At 63.3% G+C, this 20,235-nt stretch carries 19 protein-coding genes; 8 read left to right on the top strand and 11 right to left on the bottom strand.

Annotated elements, in window-relative coordinates; all coding sequences use genetic code 11:
* Positions 1-50: 50 nt before the first annotated feature.
* The 7 genes from V3C85_RS06500 to V3C85_RS06530 form a co-directional block, all read right to left on the bottom strand.
* Entirely contained in the window at positions 51-1,217 is a 1,167-nt protein-coding gene (locus V3C85_RS06500) for an SPOR domain-containing protein (RefSeq protein ID WP_331794281.1), read from the bottom strand.
* A 78-nt stretch (positions 1,218-1,295) separates the two neighbouring features.
* Positions 1,296-1,928: a uracil phosphoribosyltransferase gene (upp, locus tag V3C85_RS06505; protein WP_331794282.1), complete on the bottom strand. Its 633-nt coding sequence runs from the start codon at positions 1,926-1,928 to the stop codon at positions 1,296-1,298.
* 2 nt (positions 1,929-1,930) lie between these two features.
* Positions 1,931-2,908, bottom strand: a complete 978-nt coding sequence (locus tag V3C85_RS06510; RefSeq protein ID WP_331794283.1) for an adenosine deaminase — start codon at positions 2,906-2,908, stop codon at positions 1,931-1,933.
* Positions 2,909-2,959: 51 nt separating this feature from the next.
* Complete coding sequence (locus V3C85_RS06515) at positions 2,960-4,162, bottom strand: phosphopentomutase (RefSeq protein ID WP_331794284.1); 1,203 nt, start codon at positions 4,160-4,162, stop codon at positions 2,960-2,962.
* Positions 4,159-5,469, bottom strand: coding sequence for a thymidine phosphorylase (locus V3C85_RS06520; protein ID WP_331794285.1), 1,311 nt, complete (start codon positions 5,467-5,469; stop codon positions 4,159-4,161). The genes V3C85_RS06515 and V3C85_RS06520 overlap by 4 nt, the downstream gene beginning before the upstream one ends.
* Positions 5,469-5,861: a cytidine deaminase gene (locus V3C85_RS06525; protein WP_331794286.1), complete on the bottom strand. Its 393-nt coding sequence runs from the start codon at positions 5,859-5,861 to the stop codon at positions 5,469-5,471. Before V3C85_RS06525 ends, V3C85_RS06520 begins: the two co-directional genes overlap by 1 nt.
* Before the next feature lie 94 nt (positions 5,862-5,955).
* A complete protein-coding gene (locus V3C85_RS06530) occupies positions 5,956-7,068 on the bottom strand; it encodes a cupin domain-containing protein (protein ID WP_331794287.1) in 1,113 nt (370 codons plus the stop codon).
* A 144-nt stretch (positions 7,069-7,212) separates the two neighbouring features.
* Here V3C85_RS06530 and V3C85_RS06535 point away from each other — a divergent pair, with 144 nt between their 5' ends.
* From V3C85_RS06535 to V3C85_RS06550, 4 genes are all read left to right on the top strand, one after another.
* Positions 7,213-9,504, top strand: coding sequence for an NADP-dependent malic enzyme (locus V3C85_RS06535; RefSeq protein WP_331794288.1), 2,292 nt, complete (start codon positions 7,213-7,215; stop codon positions 9,502-9,504).
* A gap of 300 nt (positions 9,505-9,804) precedes the next feature.
* Positions 9,805-11,700 (top strand): propionate-CoA ligase PrpE, encoded by a 1,896-nt coding sequence (prpE, locus tag V3C85_RS06540; protein WP_331794289.1) that lies wholly within the window; start codon positions 9,805-9,807, stop codon positions 11,698-11,700.
* A 55-nt stretch (positions 11,701-11,755) separates the two neighbouring features.
* Complete coding sequence (locus V3C85_RS06545) at positions 11,756-12,298, top strand: hypothetical protein (protein WP_331794290.1); 543 nt, start codon at positions 11,756-11,758, stop codon at positions 12,296-12,298.
* The gene (locus V3C85_RS06550; protein ID WP_331794291.1) at positions 12,299-13,714 is read left to right on the top strand and encodes a sigma-54-dependent transcriptional regulator; all 1,416 of its coding nucleotides are present in this window, start codon (positions 12,299-12,301) and stop codon (positions 13,712-13,714) included.
* On the opposite strand, the gene V3C85_RS06555 is transcribed toward V3C85_RS06550, so the two are convergent.
* Complete coding sequence (locus V3C85_RS06555; protein ID WP_331794292.1) at positions 13,711-14,475, bottom strand: NAD kinase; 765 nt, start codon at positions 14,473-14,475, stop codon at positions 13,711-13,713. The two genes, V3C85_RS06550 and V3C85_RS06555, sit on opposite strands and share 4 nt — an antisense overlap.
* A gap of 203 nt (positions 14,476-14,678) precedes the next feature.
* Between V3C85_RS06555 and glyA the strand changes: the two genes are divergently transcribed.
* Positions 14,679-15,974: a serine hydroxymethyltransferase gene (glyA, locus tag V3C85_RS06560; protein ID WP_331794293.1), complete on the top strand. Its 1,296-nt coding sequence runs from the start codon at positions 14,679-14,681 to the stop codon at positions 15,972-15,974.
* 81 nt (positions 15,975-16,055) lie between these two features.
* On the opposite strand, the gene V3C85_RS06565 is transcribed toward glyA, so the two are convergent.
* Positions 16,056-16,427: a hypothetical protein gene (locus tag V3C85_RS06565; RefSeq protein ID WP_331794294.1), complete on the bottom strand. Its 372-nt coding sequence runs from the start codon at positions 16,425-16,427 to the stop codon at positions 16,056-16,058.
* Positions 16,428-16,518: 91 nt separating this feature from the next.
* On the opposite strand from V3C85_RS06565, the gene V3C85_RS06570 reads away from it, so the two are divergent.
* Complete coding sequence (locus V3C85_RS06570; protein WP_331794295.1) at positions 16,519-17,289, top strand: alpha/beta fold hydrolase; 771 nt, start codon at positions 16,519-16,521, stop codon at positions 17,287-17,289.
* Here the strand turns inward: V3C85_RS06570 and V3C85_RS06575 are convergent.
* Positions 17,286-17,777, bottom strand: coding sequence for a cytochrome b (locus tag V3C85_RS06575; RefSeq protein WP_331794296.1), 492 nt, complete (start codon positions 17,775-17,777; stop codon positions 17,286-17,288). The genes V3C85_RS06570 and V3C85_RS06575 overlap by 4 nt on opposite strands.
* A 71-nt stretch (positions 17,778-17,848) precedes the next feature.
* Positions 17,849-18,025, bottom strand: a complete 177-nt coding sequence (locus V3C85_RS06580) for a CTP synthetase (protein ID WP_331794297.1) — start codon at positions 18,023-18,025, stop codon at positions 17,849-17,851.
* A gap of 169 nt (positions 18,026-18,194) precedes the next feature.
* Here V3C85_RS06580 and pepT point away from each other — a divergent pair, with 169 nt between their 5' ends.
* A complete protein-coding gene (pepT, locus tag V3C85_RS06585; RefSeq protein ID WP_331794298.1) occupies positions 18,195-19,427 on the top strand; it encodes a peptidase T in 1,233 nt (410 codons plus the stop codon).
* The gene (locus tag V3C85_RS06590) at positions 19,424-20,107 is read left to right on the top strand and encodes a class I SAM-dependent methyltransferase (protein ID WP_331794299.1); all 684 of its coding nucleotides are present in this window, start codon (positions 19,424-19,426) and stop codon (positions 20,105-20,107) included. The genes pepT and V3C85_RS06590 overlap by 4 nt, the downstream gene beginning before the upstream one ends.
* The last annotated feature ends 128 nt before the right edge of the window (positions 20,108-20,235 follow it).

Below are 20,235 nucleotides of genomic sequence, written 5' to 3' on the forward strand. Positions count from 1 at the left end.
AAGCCCCCCGTTGCCGGGGGGCCGTTTCATCCTGGGCGATCCACCCTGCATCAGCGCAGGAATGCGTCCCCAAATCCGGCCCGACGCGCGGCCTTCAGCGCAGCCTGCGCCTCAGACGACGAGGCAAACGGCCCCGCCATGACGATCTGCAACGCCTTGCCGGATTTCGCGGTTTTCGCCCGCGCCACTGGCAGGCCCAAGCCCTGCAACTGCGCCACGGCACGGCTGGCATTGGCGGGTTCGCCAAAGGTGCCCACCTGCACATAGGCTTTGCCCGAAGCCGCCTTGGCTGCGCGCGGCGCCGCAGGCTCTGCCGGAGAGGATTTCGACGACACCGTCACCCGGCGCACGATCACAACCCGCTTTCCCGCTTTCAGCGCATCTTGCACCGATTGCGCAGGCACATCACGCGTCCAGACCTGATCCTGATCCGCCCAACCCTGCGCCGTGCCCTTGCCCCGGTTCGGGTTCAGGCGATCATCCGTCCAGGCCTTTTTATAGCCCTTGGGTGGCACGCTGACATCTTGCGACGACAAGGTGCCCGTCGCACGCTCGGCATAACCAGACGGTGCCACCGCAGCAGCCCCGCCCGCCAGACGCGGGGCACGCGCCCCGGCAAGCTGGCCATCGCCCGCCGTGCACAAGCGCATGGTGCCCCCGCCGCGCACCTCAAATGTCTCAAGCACGGGCGCATCGGCATAACAGCCATTGCCCGGCTCTCCCTTGGCCTGCCGGACCACCCGCTTGGGCGCCGGGGCAGCCACGGGCGGCGCGGCCTTGACCACGCGCTGTGGGGCCGGGGCCACCCGAACAGGCGGCGCGGCATAGGTTTCGGCGGGCACCCGCGTGGCGGCCGGCGGCGGCGTTTGCCGGATGCGCGGCGGCGTGGTGGTGGTGGCCACCGTCTCGATCGGCCGGCGCCCGGTCACGGGCTGCGACGGCGCCCGCTGCGGCGCATCTTCGACCACATCAATCTTTTGCTTGGCAAAGGTCGGCGGATAGCCGCACAGCTGCTTGCGATCCTGCGTCACCCGCGGCACCCAATTGGTGCGCCCGGACAATCCGGCCCGCAAATACACGCAGCCCCGGCTGTCCACATATTGCTGACCGGAAAAGGAGGCCGGTGGCAATTCACGCGGCCCGCTGAAATCATTGACCGACTGGGCGTTTGCAGTGCCCAAGGCAGCCACAACCGCCAAAACGGCGGCTGGAACCATTTTCAAAACCATAACTACCCCCAAGTAGCGTTAAGGCAGTCTGGAATAAAACTGTTTCCGAGTAAAGGGCTTAACCCTTCATTTTGTGCCAAACATGCGGTCACCCGCATCACCTAGGCCCGGCACGATATATCCATGATCGTTCAAATGGCTATCGACCGAAGCTGTCACAATCGGCACATCGGGATGCGCCTCTTGCATCCGCTTGATCCCCTCGGGCGAGGCCAACAGGCACAGAAAACGGATCTGACGCGCCCCGGCCTTTTTCAACAGATCCACCGCCGCAACCGATGAATTGCCCGTGGCCAACATCGGATCGACCACAACGACCACCCGATCTTCAAGCTTTTCCGGCACCTTGAAGTAATACTGCACCGGCTCCAGCGTTTCGGGGTCGCGATACAGGCCCACAAATCCCACCCGCGCCGCCGGGATCAGTTCCAGAATACCATCCAGCAAACCATTGCCCGCCCGCAAGATGCTGATCAGGGCCAGCTTCTTGCCCTCGATCATCGGCGCATCCATCTCGCACAGCGGGGTTTCGATGCGCGTCGTGGTCATCGGCAGTTCGCGCGTCACCTCATAGGCCAGCAGCAGGCTGATTTCGCGCAAAAGCTGACGAAAACTGGCGGTCGAGGTGTCTTTCTGGCGCATCAGCGTCAGCTTGTGCTGGACCAGCGGGTGGGAAACGACGGTCAAATGGTCAAGCATGGTCAGGCCTCCAGCACCTTGGAAATTCGGCTTTTGGTATCGGCGTCACAGAAAGCGGCGTCAAGCGCGGTTCGGTTCAGCTGCGCAAAAACGCCTTCATCCCAGTCAAACGCCCGATGCAGCATCTCGAATTCCCGCGCCATGGTGGTGTGAAAAAACGGGGGATCATCGGTGCTGACCGTCACTTTCACGCCCCGGTCATACAATTGCCCGATCGGATGGGCGCGAAAATTCGGATACAGCCCCAGGGCAACATTCGACCCCGGACACACCTCCAGCACCACCCCACGCTCGGCCAATTCATCCACCAACGCCAGATCCTCGATCGCCCGCACCCCATGGCCGATCCGCTCGACCCCCAGATCATTCAGCGCGTCGCGCACAGACTGCGGCCCCCCCCATTCGCCAGCATGGGCCGTCAGCCGCAGCCCGGCCTCTCGCGCGCAATCGAACGACCAGCGAAAATCCTTCGGCTGGCCCGATGTCTCATCGCCCGCGATGCCAAAACCGACAATCCAATCCCCCGCCGTTTCCGCCGCACACAGCGCCGTCTCTCGCGCCTTCTCTGGCCCGAAATGGCGAATACAGGTGATGATGCCGCGCAACACAATGCCATCGCGCAGTTCGGCCTGCGCCGCAGCCTCTTGCATCGCGGCCAGATAGTCGCGCCACGCCCCCACATCACGGCCACCGCAAAAATCGGGCGACAGGAAGGTTTCTGAATAGATCACGCCACTTGCAGCACTTTCTTCCAGCACCGCTGTCACCAGTCGCGCATAATCCTCTGGCGTGGTCAGCACACTGGTCGCCGCCTCATAGACCTTCAGGAAATCCCAGAAATCCTTATAGCGATAGGCCCCGCGTTCATCGAAAATGCCGCCAATATCCACATGCTTTTCCTGCGCCAGCCCCCGGATAAAGGCCGGCGGCGCCGCCCCTTCCAGATGCAGATGCAATTCGATCTTTGCGTTCCGGCCCATTGCCTTACCCTTATCCCACTGTCTTGGGGCTGCCCCCATGCGCGCCCCGGCTTACAGGAACGACTGCCCCGGCCCTTGCGCCGCCAACCCCAGATGCGCCGCAACCGAGGCGCCCACATCCACAAACCCACGGATGCCGATGGGCCGCAGCCCCAGCCCGTGGCCGATCACCGGCACCCGCTCGCGGGTGTGTTCCGTGCCGCGAAAGGTGGGATCATTGCCATGATCGGCCGTGAAAACGGCCAGATCGCCGGGCCGCAACTGCGCCAGAAAACGGGGCAAAGCGGCATCAAAGCCTTCCAGCGCCCGCGCATAGCCTGCCACATCGCGCGGATGCCCATACAAAGAGTCAAACTCGACAAAGTTCGCAAAGGTCAAGGAACCGGGCTCTGCCTCGGCTCCCAACCGCACCAAATGTTCGAAAAGGTCAAGGTCAGACTTGCCCTTGTGCAGCTTTCCCACGCCCTTCATCGAAAAGATATCGCCGATCTTGCCAATCGCATGGGTCGCCCGACCCGCCCCCGCCACCCAGTCCAGCAGGGTGGGCGCGGGCGGGGCGATGGCAAAGTCGCGCCGGTTCGCCGTGCGCCGAAAATCCCCCGGGCCACCGGTAAAGGGCCGTGCAATCACCCGCCCCACCTTGCGCGCATGCAGCACGGGCGCCAGATCGGCGCACAGCTTCAGCAGGCACTCCAGCCCAAAGGCCTCTTCATGCGCCGCAATCTGAAACACGCTGTCGGCACTGGTATAGCAAATCGGCCACCCCGTCCGCAGATGTTCTTCGCAATGCGCGGCGATGATCGGCACACCCGAGGCATGGCAATTGCCCAAGATCCCCTCGGTGCCGGCCAGACGGCAGACCTCGGCCACGATATCCGCGGGAAAGGCCGGCACGGTATCGGGAAAATAGGTCCAGTCCCACGGCACCGGCACCCCGGCCAATTCCCAATGGCCCGAGGGTGTGTCCTTGCCCCGGCTGATCTCTTGCGCCGCCCCCCACAGCCCCTGTGGCACGGCCCCCAATCCCGGCGCATCCAAGCCCGAGGCAAGCCGGATCGCCGCCCCCAGCCCCAAGGCATCCAGATGCGGCATCCGCAATGGCCCGCTGCGCCCCACATCGGCCCGCCCCATGGCACAGGCCTGCGCGATATGGCCCAGCGTATTCGCGCCCTCATCGCCAAAATCGCGTGCATCAGGCGCGCCACCGCAGCCAACCGAATCCAGAACAACCAGAAAGGCCCGATTGCCGCTCATCCCGTAATCCTCTGCCTGATCAGGGGCATCTCATCGGGCACCGATGTGCCCACCCGATAAGCCGCCTGCACCGCCGCCACCGCGGCATCGGCCGCCGCATCCGATGCCGCATGCACCATGGCCAGCGGAACCCCTGCCCCGATTTCCTCGCCCAGCCCGATCAGATCAGACAGGCCAACCGAAGGGTTGACCTTGTCACCCGCGCGCAGCCGCCCGCCGCCCAGATGCACCACAGCATTGCCCAGCGCCTCGCAGTCGATGCGCGCGATATAGCCGTCGTCCAGTGCCGGCACCTCTCGGGTGATCGGGGCCGCAGGCAAGCGATCAGGCCAGCGTTCGACAAAATCGGCAGGCCCCCCCTGCAAGGCCACCATCTTGCCGAAATATTCCGCCGCCGCCCCGCTTTCCAACGCTTGCTCGATCCGCCCCGCCCCATCCTCGGCATCGGCGGCCAGCCCACCCAGCGCCAGGGCCTCGCCCCCCAGCGCACAGGTCAGATCCCACAAGGCCGCATTGACCGAACTGCCGGTCAGCGTCTCCATCACCTCGATCACCTCCAGCGCATTGCCTGCCGCCGTGGCCAGCGGCTGGTCCATATCGGTGATCAGCGCGCTGGTCATGCAGCCCGCCCCCTGCGCCGTCGCCACCAAGGCGCGCGCCAGCTCCTCGGCCCGTTCGGGCGTTTTCATAAAGGCGCCCGATCCGCATTTGACATCCAGCACCAGCCCCTCCAGCCCCGCCGCCAGCTTTTTCGACAGGATCGAGGCCGTGATCAGGTCAATCGACTCGACCGTGCCCGAAATATCGCGGATCGCATAAAGCCGCCGATCCGCCGGGGCCAGATCGGCGCTGGCCGCAACGATGGCACAGCGCACCTCGCCCAATTGCTTGCGCAAGGCCGTTTCGCCCAGCGCGGTGCGAAAGCCGGGGATGGCCTCCAGCTTGTCCAGTGTGCCCCCGGTATGGCCAAGGCCGCGGCCCGAAATCATCGGCACATAGGCCCCACAGGCCGCCAAGGCCGGGGCCAGCAACAGCGAGATGCAATCGCCGATGCCGCCGGTCGAATGCTTGTCCAGCACCGGGCCGGGCACATCCCAATCCAGCACATGGCCCGTGTCCCGCATGGCGCGGGTCAGCGCCACACGGCCCTCGGCCCCAAGGCCATTCAACAGCACCGCCATGGCAAAGGCCCCGGCCTGCGCATCGCCCACAGTGCCATCGGCAAGGCCTTGGGCAAACCATCCCAGTTCCGCCGCCGACGGCACCCGGCGGTCGCGGATCTTGGCGATGATCGCGCGGGCATCCATCAGGCTCTGTCCATATGGGCGGCGGTGAATGATCCGGGCAACAATTCGGCCACGGTCATGGTCTTTTGCGCCCCATCCGTGGTGCACAGCGTTACCTTGACATCCGGCGCGGCGAATTCAGCAATCTTTTGCCGGCACCCCCCACAGGGCGGCACCGGGCTTGGGCTGTCGGCGATCACGAAGACCTCCTCGATCCGGGCATCGCCGCCTGCGATCATCGCGGCAATCGCCCCGGCTTCGGCGCAGGTGCCCTCGGGATAGGCCACGTTTTCCACATTGCAGCCCACATATACCGTGCCCGAGGCCGCGCGCAGCGCCGCCCCCACCTGAAACCGGGAATAGGGCGCATAGGCGCGGCTGCGCACGTCAGTGGCGGCTTGAAGCAAAGTCATGAAGGCCCCCTTGGGCAAAGCTGAAATCTTGACCGTTTGGTCGGGAAGTTTGGCCCCCGCGCCGCAAAAGCGCAAGCCTTGCCAAAGCGGCGGCCTAAAGCACTTCCGTCACCGGATTGCCGGGCAGCGTCACCTCCAGCAATTCCAGATCAGGCGTTGCTTGGGTATAGCGTGTCGCCATGCCGGGCGGGATCACGAACGCATCCCCCGGTGACAGGCGGTAGGGCTCTTTGCCCTCGCCCTCCAGCACCATGCCGCCGGACATCACAAAGGTGAACAGAATATCGCCCCGATGCCGTGTCCAGGGTGCATCGGAGCCCAGGGGCCGCGCCACCATCACACTGGCCACCCCCTTGGTGGCCGCCTGAATGCCGGTGTCGCGCGCCTCAAACCCCGGAATGCGGAACGGGCCAAACCGGCCCTCGCGCCCCACATCATGCACAAAGCGCTGGCCGTCCCATTCGCGCTCGGGGCGAAAGTGGGGCGTGGGCAGCGTCATGTCATGGTCGATCTCGGTCACATGCTCGGCCGGCACCCCGATTTCCACAACCTGCACGCCTTCGGATTCCAGCACCCGATGCCGGATCCCCGGCGGCTGAATAAAGCAGTCGCCCGCATGAATCCGCCGCACCCCGCCCTGATCTTCGTAAAGCACGTCCACCCAGCCCGCGACGCAAAAGATCAGCTGAAAGCCGACCTTGTGAAAATGCACCATATCGGGCACCGGGCCATCGGGCACCCGGATGTGGCTGGCGATCATCGCGCCACCCAAGCGCGTCGGGATCAGATCCCGATACTCCATCCCCGCCCGGCCAATCACCCAAGGGGCCTGATCGGCCAGACGGCGCACCACAAAGGCATGTTCGGTGCGCGGCAAGATCATCGGTGGGTTCAGCTCGTCAATCTCGACCCGCGTGCCATTGGGCGCCATCAGCACCGCCGCGCCAAACCGCCCCGGATCATCCGTGAGCAGCCGGATCACCCCCGGCGCCGTGGCCGCGCCCTTTTGCAGGCGCAGTCGCAGCCCATGGCCCGACAGCACCGCCACTTCGGGGTTATCGGCCGGGTAGATCATATCCAGCCGCATCCCAAGCACCTTGGTGTAAAACGGCAGGTCATCGCGCAGCTCATCCGTCGGCAAGACAACCTCGGCCCGTGTTTCAACCGTTGGGTCGGCTTCAACCTTTGGTTTTGCGGCATCCATCATCATGGCAATCCTTTTGATTTGGCGGCATGGTGGGGCGGGCATCACCGATTTGCAAGATATGGCGACAGGTGTTGGCGCTCACAGCCAGTTGGCAGGCTGCGGCAGATGGTTTAATACTAAACGAATTCGCTGGGAGGGAAGATCATGGACGACACACGGCACGATGAGGCAAAGCAGGCAACCCGTCAGGCGGCGCTGGATTACCATGAATTCCCCAAGCCCGGAAAACTGGAAATCCGCGCCACCAAGCCTTTGGCCAATGGTCGCGATCTGGCCCGCGCCTATTCCCCCGGCGTGGCCGAAGCCTGCCTCGAGATCAAGGCCGACCCCAGCACCGCCACCCGCTACACCGCGCGCGGCAATCTTGTGGCCGTCGTCTCGAACGGCACCGCCGTTCTGGGCCTTGGCAATATCGGGGCCTTGGCGTCCAAGCCGGTGATGGAAGGCAAAGCCGTCCTGTTCAAGAAATTCGCCAATATCGATTGCTTTGACATCGAGTTGAATGAACCCGACCCTGTCAAACTGGCCGAAATCGTCTGCGCGCTGGAACCCACCTTTGGTGCGATCAACCTTGAAGACATCAAGGCCCCCGATTGTTTTATCGTTGAACAATTGTGCCGCGAAAAGATGAACATCCCGGTGTTTCATGATGACCAGCATGGCACGGCCATCGTCGTGGGGGCTGCGGCCACCAATGCGCTGATCGTCTCGGGCAAAAAGGCCCACGAGATCAAGGTCGTCTCGACCGGCGGCGGGGCGGCGGGCATCGCCTGCCTTGAAATGCTGGTGAAACTGGGCGTCAAACGCGAAAACATCTGGCTGTGCGATCTGGATGGCCTTGTCTACAACGGCCGCACCAGCCAGATGACCCCGCAAAAGCAGGCCTTTGCCCAAGGCACCGCGCCTGCCACCCTGTCCGATGTCATTCAGGATGCCGATCTGTTTCTTGGCCTGTCCGGCCCCGGCGTTCTGACGCAAGAGATGGTGGCCAAAATGGCCCCCACCCCGATCATTTTTGCGCTGGCCAACCCCACGCCCGAGATTTTGCCCGATCTGGCCCGCGCCGTGGCCCCCGATGCGATCATTGCCACGGGGCGGTCGGATTTTCCCAATCAGGTCAACAACGTGTTGTGCTTCCCCTTTATCTTCCGCGGCGCGTTGGATGTGGGGGCCAGCACCATCAATGACGAGATGAAAATCGCCTGTATCGAAGGCATTGCCGCGCTGGCCCGCGCCACCACCAGCGCCGAGGCCGCCGCCGCCTATCATGGCGAAACCCTGACCTTCGGGGCCGACTATCTGATCCCCAAGCCCTTTGACCCCCGCCTGATCGGCGTGGTTGCCAGTGCCGTGGCCAAGGCCGCGATGGAAACCGGCGTGGCCGCCCAGCCCATTGCCGATCTTGATGCCTACAAACGTAAGCTGGATGGCTCGGTGTTCAAATCGGCCCTGCTGATGCGCCCGGTGTTCGAGGCCGCGCGTCAGGCCGAACGCAAGATCGTCTTTGCCGAGGGCGAGGATGAACGCGTGCTGCGTGCGGCCAATGCGATGCTGGAAGAAACCACCGATCAGCCCATCCTGATCGGCCGCCCCGAGGTGATCGAGGCCCGCTGCGAACGCTATGGCCTGCCCATCCGTCCGGGCCGCGATTTCCAACTGGTCAACCCGGAAAACGATCCGCGCTATCGTGACTATTGGGAAACCTATCACGGCCTGATGGCCCGCCGTGGCGTGACCCCCGATATTGCCCGCGCCGTGATGCGCACCAACACCACCGCCATCGCCGCCGTCATGGTCCACCGGGGCGAGGCGGAAAGCATGATCTGCGGCACCTTTGGTCAGTTTCTGTGGCATCTGAATTATGTGCGGCAAGTGCTGGCGCGCGGCAGCCTGCACCCGGTGGCCGCGCTGTCGATGATGATCCTGGAAGACGGCCCCCTGTTCATCGCCGACACCCATGTTCACCCCGAACCCACGCCGCATCAGATCATGGAAACCGTGATCGGCGCCGCGCGCCATGTCCGCCGCTTTGGCCTGACGCCCAAGATCGCGCTGTGCACGCAAAGCCAGTTCGGCAATATGGATACCGACAACGCCCGCCGCATGCGTGACGCGCTGGAACTGCTTGACGCCCGCGAGCCTGACTTTTGCTATGAAGGCGAGATGAATGTCGATGCCGCCCTTGATCAGGCCATCCGGGATCGCCTGCTGCCGGGCGGGCGTCTGCAAGGCGCGGCCAATGTGCTGGTCTTTGCCTCGGCCGATGCCGCCTCGGGCGTGCGCAACATCCTCACGATGAAGGCTGGCGGGCTTGAGGTCGGGCCGATCCTGATGGGCATGGGCAACAAGGCCCATATCGTCACCCCGTCAATCACCGCACGGGGGCTGCTGAACATGTCGGCCATCGCCGGCACGCCGGTGGCGCATTACGGCTAGAGCCGGTTTTGAGGATCCGATCTGTGGGCACAGCCGTGCCCACAGATGAACCACACAAAAACCACGCCCCTCCCACAGAGTTGGCACAGAGATTCGCGGCGGCTGCGAGCAAACTTTGCAAAGTCGCGGCGCTTTCGCGGTGTTCCTCGCAAACTGCATGGGTTTGCAAAAATTTGCAGCCTCAAGCCGCGAAATTCTGCAAAGATTTCGTCGCGCGCCGCGATGTCACACGGTAACAGCGTTGCCTGATCGTAACCCAATGCCGTAACACCTTTGCAAGCGTCAGGAGGAGGTGCTGCGATGGGGTATGCGAACATCTATGCCAAGTGGAAAGCGGATCCAGAGGGGTTCTGGATGGACGCCGCAGGCGCGATTGACTGGGAGGTCAAACCCTCTCGCGCCCTGAATTCAGACAAAGCGCCGATTTACGAATGGTTTACCGATGGCATGGTCAACACCTGCTGGAATGCGGTGGATCGCCACGTTGCAGCCGGTCGCGGCAAACAGCCCGCGATCATTCATGACAGCCCGGTCACCGGCACCAAGCACACCATCACCTATGCCGAGTTGAAAGACCGCGTCGCCCGCCTGGCCGGTGCCTTGCGTGCCAAGGGCGTCACCAAAGGTGACCGCGTCATCATCTACATGCCCATGGTGCCCGAAGCGCTGGAGGCCATGCTGGCCTGCGCCCGGCTGGGGGCGATCCACTCGGTTGTCTTTGGCGGCTTTGCGGCCAACGAACTGGCTGTGCGCATCGACGATTGCAAACCCAAAGCCATCATCGCCGCCTCTTGCGGGATCGAGCCGAACCGGGTGGTGCATTACAAACCCTTGCTCGACGGCGCCATCGAACTGGCCCGGCACAAGCCCGATTTTTGCGTGATCTTCCAACGCGAACAAGAGGTTGCGCATCTGATTGATGGCCGCGATTACGCATGGCACAGCTTTCAATACGGCGTTGAACCCGCCGAATGTGTGCCCGTCGAGGGCAACCATCCGGCCTATATCCTGTATACATCGGGCACCACCGGCCAACCCAAGGGCGTTGTGCGCCCCACGGGCGGCCATCTGGTCGCGCTGAACTGGACGATGCGGGCGATCTATAACGTCGGCGTGGGCGATGTGTTCTGGGCGGCCTCGGATGTGGGTTGGGTCGTGGGCCACAGCTATATCTGCTATGGCCCGCTGATCGCTGGCTGCACCACGGTCGTTTACGAAGGCAAGCCGATCGGCACCCCCGATGCAGGGGCCTTTTGGCGGGTGATTTCGGAACATAAGGTCAAGTCCTTCTTCACGGCCCCGACCGCCATTCGTGCCGTCAAACGCGACGACCGCGAAGGCGCGTTCATTGGCAAATACGACCTGTCCTGCCTGCAAGCCCTGTATCTGGCGGGCGAGCGCGCCGACCCCGATACGATCCAATGGGCCAAGGATCACCTTGGCGTTCCGGTGATCGACCATTGGTGGCAAACCGAAACCGGCTGGGCCATTGCCGCCAATCCGCTGGGGCTGGAAGAACTGCCGGTCAAGATCGGCAGCCCTTCGGTCGCCATGCCCGGCTTTGACGTGCAGGTGCTGGATGAAGGCGGCCACCCGGTTGCCCCCGGCACCCTGGGCGCCATCGCCATCAAGCTGCCCCTGCCCCCCGGCACCCTGCCAACCCTTTGGAATGCCGAGGAAAGGTTCAAGAAATCCTATCTCAACCATTTCCCCGGCTATTACGAAACCGGCGATGCGGGCTATATGGATGAGGATGGCTATCTTTACATCATGGCGCGCACCGATGACGTGATCAACGTCGCGGGCCACCGGCTTTCCACCGGCGCGATGGAGGAAGTTCTGGCCGGTCACAAGGATGTCGCCGAATGCGCCGTGATCGGCATTGCCGATGATCTCAAGGGCCAGTCCCCGCTTGGCTTTTTGTGCCTGAACAAGGGCGCGAACCGCCCCCATGCCGAAGTGGTCAAGGAATGCGTGGCCCTGATGCGCGACAAGATCGGCCCGGTGGCCGATTTCAAACGCGCCGTGGTGGTGGACAGGCTGCCCAAGACACGGTCGGGCAAGATCTTGCGCGGCACCATGGTCTCGATCGCCGATTGCAAGCCGTGGAAAATGCCCGCAACCATCGACGATCCGACGATTCTGGATGAAATCACACAGGCCCTGAAATCGCTGGGGCTGGCACAGAATTCGTGAATTCGTTCCGGAAAAGGGGGTTTAACGCCATTCATGGCGGCGTTATCGTGGCGCCATGAGTGAACCTGTTTTATCACCGGTCGATGTTCTGGCCGCCAATCTGCAAAGGCTTTTGCAAGAAGTGCTGGATCAGCCCCTCTCTGCCGAAGCCCGGATTGCGGCCTCACAGGCTCATGCCCTTGCGATATCGCTATGTCAGCAACTGGTGCCTCAACCGGAACCAAGCCTGATTGACAGGACGGTTTTTGATGCCTTGCTGAAAGTCGCAGGTTCGGAAACGGCCCCAAAGTTGCTGGATCAGGTCTTGCTTGATCTTGGTTGTGTTCGTCAGGCGCTGGATCATGCGCTGCCAACGGCTGACTGGGCTGAATTGCGGCTGCAAAGCCACATCCTGATGTCGATCGCGGGGTCGTTCGGGGCCATGCAGCTGTGCCGCGATGCCGAAGCCTTGAATCGCCTGGCCCACGCCGGCGATGCCTCTGCGCTTTCTCCATTGGATCTGCGCTTGCAGCAAGGTCTTGTGGCCCTTATGCAGTTCTTGCAAGACGAGGCCAGATCTCTCCCCTCGCCTCAGCCCAAGGAAAGGCCATCTGCCTGAATGGCCCCACCAGCCAAACCATCGCCGCTGTTGCTGATCGAAGATACGGCCTCATTGCAACTGGTCTATCGCTCGGTGCTGGAAACGGCTGGTCATAGCGTCCTCTGCGCCAGCACATTGGCCGAAGGGCGCAAAGCCTTTCAGGCCAGCACCCCCCATATCGTCTTGCTGGATCTGCTGCTTCCCGATGGGGAAGGCCTTGGCCTGATGCATGAAATGCTGGCCGCACGGCCAGAAACGGCCATCATCGTGATCACGGCCAATGCCTCGATCAACAAGGCGGTCGAGGCGATGCGCGGTGGGGCCCATGATTTTCTGGTGAAACCCTTTGATGAAGTGCGCCTGCTGAATGCCGTCCGCAACGCCGGTCTGGGCAAATTGCCCCCGCCCAAGCCCAGCCAGACCAAAGACCGTGCCACCGCTGTGCAAGTCCATGCAGCCAGTGACGACAATTTGTTTCTGGGCAGTTCGCAGGTCATGCAACAGGTCCATCAAAAGATCCGCTCGGTGGCGCCCTCGATGGCCACGGTGTTCATCACCGGCGAAAGCGGCACCGGCAAGGAACTGTGCGCCCTTGCGATCCATGATCAAAGCCCGCGCGCCAATGGCCCGTTCATCGCGCTGAACTGCGGGGCAATTCCGCAAGATCTGCTTGAATCCGAAGTGTTCGGCCATATCAAAGGCAGCTTTACCGGCGCCATTTCCGACAAGCCGGGGGCCGCGGCGGCAGCCGATGGGGGCACGCTGTTTCTGGATGAAATCTGCGAAATGGCCCCGGCGCTGCAAACCAAATTGCTGCGCTTTTTGCAAACCTCGACCGTGCAGCCGGTGGGGGCGACCCGGCCTCGCAAGGTGAATGTACGCATCGTCTGCGCCACCAACCGCGACCCGATGGAGGCCGTGCGTCAGGGCGATTTCCGCGAAGACCTGTTCTACCGGCTGTTTGTTGTGCCCGTGCACATGCCCCCCCTGCGCGACCGCGGCGAAGACGTGCTGGAAATCGCCCAAGCCGCGCTGTCCAAGTTTTCACAAGAGGAAGGCCGCCAGTTCACCGGCCTCTCGCCCGAGGTGATGGCACTGTTCCGCGCCTATCCCTGGCCGGGCAACGTGCGGCAATTGCTGAACGTCATCCGCAACATCGTGGTGCTGAACTCGGGCGGCGCCGTAACGCTGCACATGCTGCCCGATATGCTGCGCGCGCGCCACCAGACTCCCGAAGCCCCGGCTCAGGCCAGCCCTGGTCTGATGCCACAGCTTTCGGCCCTGATCGGCAAGACCATGGGCGAGATCGAACAATTGGTCATCCTTGAAACCATCGCCGCGCACAGCGGCTCGGTCACCAAGGCCGCACGGGTGCTGGACCTCTCGCCCTCCACCATCTACCGCAAGCTGGAAAGCTGGGGCCGCAAGCCTTAGGCGAATTGCTCGACGATCAGCCGTTCTTCCAGACCATGGCCGGGGTCGAACAGAATGCGGTGGCGCACCGTCGGCTCTGACCGGATTTCAACCGAGATCACGTTTTCAACCGACCGGCTGTCGGCATCGGCCATGACCGGGCGCTTGACCGGGTCGATCACATCCAGCCGCACCACCGCCGTCTTGGGCAACAGGGCCCCCCGCCACCGCCGGGGCCGGAACGCCGCCACCGCCGTCAGCGCCAGCACATCCGACCCGATGGGCAAGATCGGGCCATGGGCCGAATAATTATAGGCGGTCGATCCCGCAGGCGTGCACAACAACGCCCCGTCGCACACCAATTCGTCCAACCGCAACTTGCCATCCACATGAATCGCCAGCTTGGCCGCCTGCGGGCCTGCGCGCAGCAGCGACACTTCGTTGATCGCCAAGGCCCGCACCACCGACCCATCGGCCTGCGTCGCCTTCATCTCCAGCGGGTTGATCACCGTTTCCTCGGCCGCCAGCACCCGTTCGGGCAGGCCATCGACATCATAGGCATTCATCAAAAAGCCCACCGTGCCGCAATTCATGCCATAAACCGGCAGGCCAAGGCCCTCGGTTTCGTGCAGGGTTTGCAGCATGAACCCATCCCCCCCAAGCGCCACCACAACCTCGGCCTCTTGCAAGGCCGTCTGGCCGTGGCGGGTGGTCAAGGTCGCCAGCGCCTCTTGCGCGGCGGGGGCCTGGCTGGCGCGAAAGGCGATACGGGTCTGTGACAAAAGCATTCTCCCTTGGCACCAGTCTTGACGACCCCGCCCGCCAAACTCAAGCCCTGCCGGGGGCAGAGATTTCCTTTCCACCCCAAAATTTCGCGCAAGACCCGCCGTGCGTCGTTTTACTGCCTTTCCCGAAGCCCCCCCATAGCGTAAATGAACGCCATCCCGATGACCCGGCCCAAAGTGGCCCTTGCAGGAGACGCGCCATGAACGCCCCGCACCGCGACAACGGATTTTTCACCGAAAGCCTGTCCAGCCGCGACCCCGAGCTTTTCGGTGCTGTCACCAAGGAATTGGGCCGCCAACGGCATGAGATCGAACTGATCGCCAGCGAAAACATCGTCAGCCGCGCCGTGATGGAGGCGCAAGGATCGGTTCTGACCAACAAATATGCCGAAGGCTATCCGGGCAAGCGCTATTACGGCGGCTGCGATTATGTGGACATTGCCGAAAATCTGGCGATCGAACGCGCCTGCAAACTGTTCAACTGCGCCTTCGCCAATGTGCAGCCGAACTCGGGCAGCCAGGCGAACCAGGGTGTGTTCCAGGCCCTGCTCAAGCCCGGCGACACCATTCTGGGCATGTCGCTGGATGCGGGCGGTCACCTGACCCACGGCGCAGCCCCGAACCAGTCGGGCAAATGGTTCAACGCCATCCAATACGGTGTGCGCAAGCAGGATCTGACGCTGGATTATGATCAGGTTCAGGCCCTTGCAACCGAGCATCAGCCCAAGATGATCATCGCCGGTGGCTCGGCCATTCCGCGCGTCATCGACTTTGCCCGCATGCGCGAAATCGCAGATTCGGTGGGCGCCTATTTCTTGGTCGATATGGCCCACTTTGCCGGCCTTGTGGCTGCGGGCCTTTACCCCTCGCCCTTCCCCCATGCCCATGTTGCCACCACCACCACGCATAAAACCCTGCGCGGCCCGCGCGGCGGCATGATCGTCACCAATGACGAAGCGATTGCGAAAAAGGTCAACTCGGCCATTTTCCCCGGCATTCAGGGCGGCCCCCTGATGCATGTGATCGCCGCCAAGGCCGTCGCCTTTGGCGAGGCGCTGCGCCCCGAATTCAAGGCCTATCAGGCGCAGGTCATCAAGAACGCGCAGGCACTGGCGGATGAGTTGATGAAGGGCGGGCTTGATATCGTCACCGGCGGCACCGACAGCCACCTGATGCTGGTCGATCTGCGCCCCAAGGGCGTCAAGGGCAATGCCACCGAGAAAGCCCTCGGCCGCGCCCATATCACTTGCAACAAGAACGGCATCCCCTTCGACACTGAAAAGCCGACGATCACCTCGGGTGTGCGACTGGGCACCCCCGCTGGCACCACCCGCGGCTTTGCCGAAGCCGAGTTCCGCCAGATTGGCGCCTGGATCACCGAAGTGGTCGATGGCCTTGCCGCCAATGGCGAAGAGGGCAATGCCGAGGTCGAAGCCAAGGTCCGCGCCGAAGTCGAGGAATTGTGCAAGCGCTTCCCGATCTATCCTGACCTCTAAGGCCGGTCCGGGCCCCAGATCAGAAACGGGCGCGGGATTACCCCCCGCGCCCGTTTTCTTTGCGCTTGCAACGCGTCGGCGCTACAGCACGCCCGCGTTATACTGAATATACACCCAGATCGCGCCCACAATCAGCAAACCCAAGGCGACAGAGGCCGCCACACTGATCATCAGTGGCTTCAGCCAGCCTTGCCGCGTGACGCTGGCCAGATGGCGCACACATTGGTCGTAATCGGCGGCAACCCTGGCCATGTCGATCTGCACCAGAAACTTGGGATTGCGCGCTTTTTCTGCCGCTTCGGCCAATCGCTCGGCCGCCAGGCGCACCTTGCGCGGCAGCAACCGGCCCCCCTTGCGCAGCTTGGCCTCCAGACCGCTGCCCCGGATGCGCAGCCGCTGCTCCATCATTTCCGCAACCCGATCGGCCATCTGCTGTATCGTCACTGCGCTCATGCTGCCCTCGCCATTTGCGCAACGGTAAACTGCGGCACAAGATTGCTCAACCACTCTGGCAGCCTGCTCACAGAACCGCTACATCATAACCATGCTCGCCCTGTCTCATTACCCCGCCGCCACACCTTCGGGTGCACCGCCCCTTGTCATCGTGCACGGGCTTTACGGCTCGGGCCGCAACTGGGGCGTGATCGCCCGGCGTCTGGCCGACATCCGGGATGTTTACGCCGTCGATCAGCGCAACCACGGCCACAGCCCGCAAAGCCCGGTGCATGACTACCCGGCCATGGCCGCCGATCTGGCCGAGGTGATTGCCAGCCTTGGGGGCCGCGCCGATGTTCTGGGCCATTCGATGGGCGGCAAGGCGGCGATGCAACTGGCGTTGACCCAGCCGCAGATGATCCGCCGCCTGATCGTGGCCGATATCGCCCCCGTGGCCTATGACCACGATCAAACCCGCCATGTCCATGCCATGCGCAACCTTGATCTGACTGGCCTGACCAGCCGCACCGAGGCCGATGCCCGCCTGTCGCAAACCATCGACGACCCCGGCCTGCGCGCCTTTTTCCTGCAATCGCTGGATCTGAAATCAAAGCCACCGCGCTGGCGGCTGAACCTTGATGTGCTCGAGGCTGAGATGCCCAAGATCGTGGGCTGGCCCGGCACCCAAGGCCAGTTTGACGGCCCCACCCTGTTTCTGACCGGGGCCGACAGCCATTATGTGCAGCCCCAGCACCGCGCGACGATCCGCAGCCTGTTTCCCGCGGCCCGTTTCGCGAAAATACCCGATACCGGCCATTGGCTGCATGCCGAAAAGCCGCGCGAATTCGAAGAAACCGCGCGGGTGTTCCTGACAGCTTAATCTTCGGCGCGCTTCATCCGCAGCATCAGCCCGTCTTTCAGCCAGAACTGGTGCCACAACGACGCCGCCACATGCACCGCAACCAGGATCAGCAGGGCAGGCTTCATCGCCTCATGCACCTCTGCGGCGAAATCAACCCCGCCAAACCATGCCGCAGCCCCCGACACCGGCATCAGGATCATCAGCGCATAAAGCGCCAGATGGCCAATCTGCGCGGCCATCTTCAACGGCGCAGGCTCGGCCGCGGGCGGGGGCGGCGCACCACGGGTCTTGCGCAAGGCCAATCGCCACAGGGCAAAGGCCAGCACCAGCACACCCCCAAAGACATGCACCGCCACCAGGGGTGAAAAATCCACCGCAAGCCCGTCTTTGACCTGATCCCAGGCATGGGCAATCGGTTCATGCAGCACGAATTGCAGCACGATCAGCACGGCAACCGCCCAATGCAGCGCAATCTGGGTTCGGGAATAGCCTTTGGGGCTGGGCATGATACTCTCCTGCGGTGGTTTGGCCGCTGATACGCCGCACCGACGCGGTTCCGTCGCAATGCGCGTGCGGGTCAGGCGATCTGGCGGGCGATGAACCAACTGACAGGAATGGCCACGACAAAGCCAATGGCCGCAGCCATCAGAATGGGCCGCAACGTATCCAACCCCATGGTCAGCGCCACCACGATGGCCGCCCCCATAAGCGAGGTCGAAACAATGGTGAACATCAGCATCATAAGCCGGGTCATCGGTAATCTCCGCATACCTGAATGAGTCGCATTTCCGAAATGACTCTAGGCCTGTCGCAAAGGCCGCGCCTTGATCCGCATCAAACGCATTCCCCTTTGCGCATGTATCGGTGGCATTGACATCCCTGCGCCCCCGCCCCCAGATCTGACCCGACCAAAGGAGAGCCAGATGCCCCGCTTTGACGCCGAACTTGAAACCCGCCTGATCCGCTATGCTGCGATCGACAGCCAAAGCGACGAAGACAGCGCCGCCGCGCCATCGACCGCGATCCAGTGGGATATCCTGCGCCTGCTGGAAACCGAGCTGAAGGACATTGGCGCCACGGATGTCACGCTCACCGACTATGGCACCGTTCTGGCAACGATTCCCGGCACAGCGCCGGGGCCGACCATCGGCTTTCTGGCCCATGTCGATACCGCCCCGCAATTCAACGCCACGGGCGTCAAACCTCGGGTGATCAAGGGCTGGAACGGTGGCGACATCACCTTTCCCGATGCGCCGGGGCTGACGCTGTCGCCCGTGGAATTCCCCTATCTGGCCGAAAAACAGGGCCATGACATCATCACCGCCTCGGGCACCACGCTGCTGGGGGCCGATGACAAGGCCGGTGTGGCCATCATCATGACCGCCGCGCGCCACCTGCTGGCCAGCCCCGAGGTGAAACGCCCCACCTTCCGCATCGCCTTTACCCCGGATGAAGAAATCGGCCGCGGCGTCGATCCCCGCCTGCCCAAGGATCTGGCCGCCGACTTCGCCTATACGTTCGATGGCGGTGCCGTGGGCGAGATCGAATATGAAAGCTTTTCCGCCGATGGGGCGGTCGTCACCATCAAGGGCGTCTCGATCCACCCCGGCCTTGCCAAGGGCAAGATGGTGAACGCGCTGCACCTTGCCGCCCGGATCATCGACACCCTGCCCCATGCCACGATGACGCCCGAAACCACCGATGGCCGTGACGGCTTTATCCATGTCACCGATCTGACTGGCGGCAGCGCCGAGGCGACGATGCGCTTCATCCTGCGCGATTTTGAGCGCGACGGGCTGGCCGCCAAGGGCGCGCTGCTGCAGGCCGTCTGTCAGGCCGTGCAACTGGGCGAACCCCGCGCCCAGATCACCTGCACCATCAAGCCGCAGTATCGCAACATGCGCTATTGGCTGGAAAATGACATGACCCCGGTCGATCTGGCCCGCAAGGCCGCGCAGAACCTGGGGATCGAACCGGTTTCGGTGCCGATCCGGGGCGGCACCGATGGGTCACGCCTGACCGAAATGGGCGTGCCATGCCCCAACCTGTTCACCGGCATGCAAAACATCCACGGCCCGCTGGAATGGGTTTCGGTGCAGGATATGGCCGTTGCAACCAATCTGATGCTGGAACTGGTGCAAGAGGCCGCGGGGTGAGCCGCCCCAATCCACCTGCTCCGGTCTCGCCCTATCTGGTTCCCGGCTTTTACGACACTGCCCTCGCAAAGGGCCGCCACCGCGACATCGTGGGGGGCCGCTGGGATGAAACCGGGCGGGTGCAGATGGCCATCTTGCGCGACGCGGGCTTGCAGCCGCACCACCGCTTGCTTGACATCGGCGCAGGCTCGATGCGGCTGGGCTGCAAAGCGGTGCCCTTTCTGAACCCCGGCCATTACTGGGCCACCGATGCCAGCCTTGCGCTGATGCAGCGGGGCCGCGCGCTGGAACTGCCCGACCCCGCGGCCCTGCCCGAAGATCACCTGATCGAAGATGCCGATTTCGCCCTGCCCGGCGTGCCCCCAGAGATCGACTTTGCCATCGCCTTTGGCGTCTTCACCCACCTGCCCGCCCCGATGCTGCGTCAGGCCTTGGTGCAGATGTCCCCCCGCCTGCCCCGGTTGCAGGCGCTGCTGATCACCGTCTTTCTGGCCCCCGAGGGCCACAGCGGCCCCTGGCGTCAGGCAGATGGTGTGGTCACCCACCCCGACCGTGCGCCGTGGCACTTGTCCCAGACCGACGTTCTGTCGATTGCCACAGACAGCGGCTGGTCCTTGTCGCGCAAACCGGCGCTTTTGCCACGCGGTCAGGCCTTGTTTTGCGGCCGCCAACAGCGTTAGCGCCACCACCGCCCCGGCGGCGAATCACCCCGCACCGGGCCAGGACGGTTTTCCCCAACCCCGGCCCGTGGGACAAAATGCCCCTGTGATCACACCCACAATTCCTGTGATCACAAATGTCGGATTTC

Origin of the sequence: Pseudotabrizicola sp. L79, from assembly GCF_036553525.1 — a bacterium.
Classification (GTDB): Bacteria; Pseudomonadota; Alphaproteobacteria; order Rhodobacterales; family Rhodobacteraceae; genus Pseudotabrizicola.